Source organism: Thermodesulfitimonas sp. (assembly GCF_052743955.1).
On sequence record NZ_JBRAIN010000098.1, the window covers coordinates 1 to 5,857 of the forward strand.

A 5,857-nucleotide genomic window follows, 5' to 3' on the forward strand; every position below is an offset into this window, starting at 1 on the left:
ATATAACCCTATTTCTGGAAAGAAAAAACACCCGAAACTCCTTGACTCAGTCGTAGGCGCAATGCCGGGTTGTTGTTGCGGCAAGGAAGTGATAGAATATCCTGCAAGTAAAGATATGATCCAGAAAAAAATCAGGTGCCTTTGGCTCCGGCAGCGAGTCCCTTTGATGTCTTGGCTAAGGAGGCCGTTAGGGAGTACAGGGCTGCGCCAGGGAGCGTGGCCTGCGTCCGAGTGAGTAGCGCCGTTGAGAGCAAAAAGTACGTTCTACAAACAGTCTCCGCAGTAAAATTCAAGGGCACAGGGGGAACCACAGTATGCGGGCACTTATAGTCATAGATATGCTGAACGACTTTATGGATCCTAAGGGCGTTCTTTTTTGCGGCGAAGCCGTGAGGGGGATCATTCCCGCCGTAAAAGAAAAGGTCGAAGAATTCCGCCGCCTCGCCCGACCCGTTATCTACGCCTGCGATGCTCACGATCCTCAGGACGAAGAGTTCAGAGCCTTTCCTCCCCACTGTCTGAGGGGCAGCTGGGGGGCGGCGATCATCCCGGAACTTATCCCAAGGGAAGGGGACTTCGTGGTGTACAAGACCCGTTTTGACGCCTTTTTCGGGACGGAGCTCGAGGAGCTTTTGCGGAAGCTTTCGGTGGCGGAACTCTGCCTCACCGGGGTGTGTACGAGCATTTGCGTGATGGACACCGCGGCCGGCGCCTTTTTCCGGGACTTCAAGATTAAAGTCTTTAGAGAGGCTGTGGGAGACTTCGACCCTGAGGCCCACGCCTTTGCCCTGAAGCGCATGGAGCGCGTTTACCGGGCCGAGATCCTTTAGAGGAGAGACTCAGGATGAAGCCCTGGTTCGTCCTTTCGCCCCTCCTCACGGACCTCTACGAACTCACCATGGCGCAGGTCTATGTGGGGCGGGAGATGTTCGAAGAGGCCGCCTTCAGTCTCTTTGTGCGCGAACTCCCGGGAAAACGGCCCTTTCTCGTTGCTGCCGGCCTCGAGCCCCTGCTTTTGGCCCTGGAACACCTGCGGTTTACAGAAGACGATCTGGCTTATTTAGAAAGTTTGAAACTCTTTAAGCCGTCCTTTCTCGATTACCTGAAAGGTTTTCATTTTACCGGGGAGGTGTGGGCTTTGCGGGAAGGGACGGTCTTCTTTGCCCAGGAGCCGGTGGTGGAGGTGACGGCCCCGCTGCCTGAGGCCCAGTTGGTCGAAACCCTGGTGATAAACCTTGTAAACATCGAGACGGCAGTGGCGACCAAGGCTGCTCTGTGCGTGCTTGCGGCCCAAGGCAGGCCCTGCGTTGACTTTGGGGCGCGGCGCACCCAGGGACTGGAGGCGAGTCTCCATGCCGCCAGGGCCTCTTATATTGCCGGGTTTTCCGCCACGAGCAACGTGCTTGCCGGGAGGCTGTTTGGCATCCCCGTCAGCGGGACCATGGCCCATTCCTTTGTAGAAAGTTTTGCTACGGAAGAAGAGGCCTTTTCCGCCTTTGCGCAGGAGTTTCCGGACAACGCCGTCTTCTTGATCGATACCTATGACACCCTTGAAGGAGCCCGCGCTGCGGTGCGGGCAGCGCAAGTCCTTGAGGAGAAAGAGATCAGGCCCAGGGGGGTGCGGCTTGATAGTGGCCGCATCGAAGAACTTGCCCGGGAAGTAAGAGGTATTCTCGATGGTGGAGGCTTCCCAGAGGTGAAGATCTTCGCAAGCGGAGGGCTTGACGAGGAAAAGATCCGCCGGGTCGTGGCCTCTGGGGCCCCGGTTGACGCCTTCGGGGTGGGCACAAAAATGGGGGTTTCGGCGGATGCCCCGTATCTCGATTTGGCTTACAAGCTCACCGAATACGCTGGAAGACCGGCCCTTAAGCTTTCCGAGGGAAAAGTGACCTTCCCCGGGAAGAAACAGGTTTTCCGGGAAAAAGAAGGGAGTAAATTGGCGAAGGATATCCTGGCCTTAAGGGAGGAAGACCTTCCGGGCGAACCCTTGCTCTCTCCGGTCATGCGCGGAGGGAGGGCCCTTTCCCCGCCCGAGCCTCTTGCGGTCCTGAGAGAGCGGGTCAAGAGGGAACTTGCGTCCCTTCCCGAAGAACTCCTTCAAGGGAAAAGGAGTTTCCGGGCGGGCTTTTCCGAGGGACTTCTTGCCCTTTATCAAGAGGCTTGCGGGCGTGTTGAGAGGCGCTTACCGAATGGGCCAGCCCGGTGATGGCGGGCTGATTTTCGGCTGCGCCTTCTTTTCCCGGCGCGGTAACCCTGGCTTGAGTCATGGGGAGGCTCAGGCTGTCAGGTAATTGATAATCCCCTGGGCAATACCCTGGGCCGCGTTTGTTACGAACCCATCGGTGGTCATCTGGGTTTCCTCCTGGGGATTAGAAATGTAAGCTACCTCAACGAGCACCGCTGGCATCGTGGCGGTACGCAATACTACAAAATTAGCCTGCCGCACACCGTCATCCGGCAGTCCCATCCTTTTAACCAATTCGGTCTGGATGCAGGAAGCCAACCGGGCACTCTCCTGCTGCCGCTGCTCTGCCATCTGTGGGCTTGCGCCCTGATACTGCACCGTATCATCTACACCTGCCGTACTGACGTAGTAAGTCGCTGTGCCGTCTTTCGCAGGATTATAGCAAGCGTTCATATGGATGCTGACAAAAACGGTAGCCCCTACCTGAGCAGCGAGCGCCGTGCGCTCAACCAGCCCCACGTAGCTGTCGTCGGTGCGGGTCAAGACCACCCGCCCAACCCCTTGCTGCGTTAGCAGATCGGCTACCCGCCGCGCCACAATCAAAGTAACGCTTTTTTCCTGCAGCCCGCTCGGCCCAATAGCGCCAGGGTCACGGCCTCCGTGGCCGGGGTCCAGAACGACAGTGGCCTCGCGCAGCAGATCACCGGGTTGGGGCACCGAAATTTCCACGGCAAGGGTCTTCTGGTCACCGGCAAGTTCTACCCGGCAAGCAGCGTGTTGTTTCAGGTTGAAAACAAGCCGCGTTATGTCAGGATCCCGGCTGTAATAGCCTACCCGCACATCCTGCACTAGCGGTGAATCGACCATCAAAACCGGCGGCTGGTTTCCAGGCTGTATTCCAGGCAGATCTACCACCAGGCGGTCGGGCCCACTTAAGCGGAACGTGTGGTAACTTAGCGGCACTCCAGCGCGAACGGTGACCCGGGTTACCTCTCCGTCCTGGGTAACCGTCAGGGACGTAAGCGCATTCGCCGGCGAACCAGCTGCTCCTGGGAGGGTGGGGGCAACGCTCAAGACCATGTGGTCGCTACCCCGAGAGGGTTCCGGCGCTGGATTGGTCACTGGCGGGTTTGCCTTGGCCGCAGGCGGTACCGGCGCGGTTGTAGACGACTTCTCCGCCGCAGGAGACGGCGACGGTGCCTCTGTCACTAACCAGGAGGCGATCCATCCTTTTGTGCCACTGGGCAGATTTACCAGATACCAGTCGCCGGATGCATCCGCACCCGCGACCACTAATCTATCGCCCCGCGTAACCTGCGCAATCACAGCGTGATTTATACCCGGGCCGCTGCGGATATTCACCACACTTCCTTTAACCACTACCTGGTTCACGGGAGCCTTTTTAACCGGGTTGGAGCTTGTGGTTTTAGTCTGGTCCACCGGAGGTTTCTCGACCGCTGGAAAGACCGAAACGGCGCGGGCGGACTCGTCCCAGTTCACGGTGAACCCAAAAGCCTCAACTATGCACCGCACCGGCAGGTAGGTGCGGCCGTCTTTCAGTACCGGCACTGCGTCTATCTTCTTCTCTTGGCCGTTCACCTGCAGGATATTTTCCCCTACGGTCAACCGCAGGGTCACGCCGTTCCTGTTCAGCGTTACGCTCGCGGTATTCCCGTCCCAGCTAATCCCCGCCTCCGGCACCCCCAGCGCGAGGGCCAGGTAGCGCACCGGGACGTAAGTCCGGCCGTCCGCAATGAATGGTGCCGCATCCATCGCTTTTGCCTGTCCACCCGCGGTGTAGCTCTTCTGGCCGACCACAAAAACAGCCTGGGGCTGCCCGGCTACAGCAGAAGCGGCGCCTAGCAGGCAAAAAAAAGCCTGCAACAAAGCAGGCCGTTGCCCACCGCAAGACCCTGCTCCTTCTCCACAACGGTTTCACCGCGCTACCTCCCACAGCCGAATTTTTTCACCGTTCGACAATTATTACTTCCAGGCTTCGGCGCCAGGGCCAAAAATCCTCCTGGCCGGCGATTTTTCTAATCTATTGTTTGGGCAAAACTCTTATATAATAGACCCCGAAAACTGGATAGCAAAATCAGGAATTTAGGATAATAATTGGGAGTTATAAAGAAACAATATTCGCTGACCTTTAAGGCTCAGGTAGTAATAGAGTTGTTGGAGAAAGACAAAATTATAGCGGAAATTGCCGTGGAATACGGTGTCCAGCTCACCCAACTGCACCGGTGAAAGGAAACCGTGGTCAAGAAGATGGCTCACCTACTTGTGGGTGGAGAGAAGAAGGGTAAAGCGACCCGGGCCATAGAAAATAGGAATATTTTCTCGTCCGGCGGACGAGGTCTGCAGTGAAGTAGCCAGGAAGGTTATTGGGGTTGCCGCCGTGGGTCTGTGTGTGGGCGTTTGTAGCACCCGTCTTTCCCGGAATAACCGATGCTCCCGGAGTGTTGGAACGGTTGGTAGGTGCCCTGAGAGAAGCCGGGGTCCGGGAGGTTTACCTCGATGCCCTGAACCTTTACCCGGCTTCGGTTGAGCGCCTGATGGTTGCTTACCGGGCGAACTTTCCCCGGGCCGTAAAGTCTTTGGAGCGGTATCTCTCCGACCCTTCCGGGTACTTGCGCGCGCTTTCAGGGGGGTTGGGGGTTCTTTCGCGCCGGTACGGGTGTTACATCAAGCCCCCGCGCCCTTGGGGCCGGAGGGGCTTCACAGCCGGAAGGCGCTGAGAGGCAGGGCGGAGGGGGTGAGGAGGGCGCGGTACCTGTTGCTAACTGCCGCTTACCTGTACTTTGTCGTGGTCTTCCAGACTCAATTTAACTTCAGTGGGGCCGGAGCAGTTCCGCCACTGCTTGGGCAAAAGCCTCTGCGCTCTGCGGGTCCTTGGCTGTCACCACGTTTCCGGCGACGACCACGCTCCGGTCAACGTACTTTGCCCCTGCAGTGCTGAGCTCTTGCACCGCCGCCGGGTCGGGCCAGACGGTCGCCTCTTTACCGGTGAGACAACCGGCGCGGGCGAGCACCACGGGGGAGAGACAGATCGCTGCTACGACCTTCTTTTCCCGGAAAGCCTGCTGCACTATCCGGCGGAGTTCGCTGTTATCCCAGAGGTACTCCCGCGAGCCTGTGCCGCCCGCGATCACTATGGCGTCGTAGGTGGCGGGGTCAACCCCGGCGAAGGTGGTGTCGGGGGTCACGGTACCGCCGCGCATCCCGGTGGCCATCTCTTGCTTGCTGCTGGCTACGGTGACCTGCACGCCCTGCTCTTGAAAGAGGCGCCGGGGCACGAAGAATTCCTCGTCCCGGAAGTTCCGGGGCGCGATCACCAGGAGAAGCCTTTTCCCGGCCAGTTCCTTGGTCGGGCGCGGTTTTTCGGCCGGCCCGGCGGCCGGCGGTTTTCGCTCTTCTTGCGGCCGTGGCGCTGCAGGTTTACCGCAGCCGCCCAGCGCGGTAGCGAACAGTATCACCAGGAGGAGAACCGCTGCTTTCCGTCCCACCAGGTTTTCGCCTCCGTTTCGGTAAAATTACCGCTTGCCCCGGCCAAACGGGCCGCGCGGGCGCTATCAGCGCGCGGTTGGCCGTGCCGTGGTTCCCCTTTCTATACCGGGTGTCTTGGGGTAATTCGGCAAACCCGGCGCGTTTTCCTTTTCCGCGGGAAAAGTT

Annotated in this window: 5 protein-coding genes; 3 read left to right on the forward strand and 2 right to left on the reverse strand. The window is 58.8% G+C overall.

Annotated elements, in window-relative coordinates; genetic code table 11:
* The first annotated feature begins 314 nt into the window (after positions 1–314).
* Together ACUVTA_RS08065 and ACUVTA_RS08070 are read left to right on the forward strand one after the other, a co-directional pair.
* On the forward strand, positions 315–830 hold the full coding sequence (locus ACUVTA_RS08065; RefSeq protein WP_445952440.1) for a cysteine hydrolase family protein: 516 nt from the start codon (positions 315–317) through the stop codon (positions 828–830).
* Positions 831–844: 14 nt separating this feature from the next.
* Complete coding sequence (locus ACUVTA_RS08070; protein ID WP_445952441.1) at positions 845–2,206, forward strand: nicotinate phosphoribosyltransferase; 1,362 nt, start codon at positions 845–847, stop codon at positions 2,204–2,206.
* Between the two features lie 69 nt (positions 2,207–2,275).
* On the opposite strand, the gene ACUVTA_RS08075 is transcribed toward ACUVTA_RS08070, so the two are convergent.
* Positions 2,276–4,069 (reverse strand): N-acetylmuramoyl-L-alanine amidase, encoded by a 1,794-nt coding sequence (locus ACUVTA_RS08075; RefSeq protein ID WP_445952442.1) that lies wholly within the window; start codon positions 4,067–4,069, stop codon positions 2,276–2,278.
* Positions 4,070–4,575: 506 nt separating this feature from the next.
* Between ACUVTA_RS08075 and ACUVTA_RS08080 the strand changes: the two genes are divergently transcribed.
* Positions 4,576–4,923 carry a hypothetical protein gene (locus tag ACUVTA_RS08080; RefSeq protein ID WP_445952443.1) on the forward strand — a complete coding sequence of 116 codons (348 nt, stop codon included), beginning with the start codon at positions 4,576–4,578 and terminating at the stop codon, positions 4,921–4,923.
* 93 nt (positions 4,924–5,016) lie between these two features.
* Here ACUVTA_RS08080 and ACUVTA_RS08085 read toward each other — a convergent pair whose 3' ends face one another.
* Positions 5,017–5,691 (reverse strand): DJ-1/PfpI/YhbO family deglycase/protease, encoded by a 675-nt coding sequence (locus ACUVTA_RS08085; protein WP_445952444.1) that lies wholly within the window; start codon positions 5,689–5,691, stop codon positions 5,017–5,019.
* Positions 5,692–5,857 lie beyond the last annotated feature (166 nt).

What these genes read in the sequence shown, in the direction of transcription:
- ACUVTA_RS08070 (WP_445952441.1), top strand. Translation starts at nt 845, where the DNA reads ATGAAGCCCTGGTTCGTCCTTTCGCCCCTCCTCACGGACCTCTACGAA.
- ACUVTA_RS08065 (WP_445952440.1), top strand. Translation starts at nt 315, where the DNA reads ATGCGGGCACTTATAGTCATAGATATGCTGAACGACTTTATGGATCCT.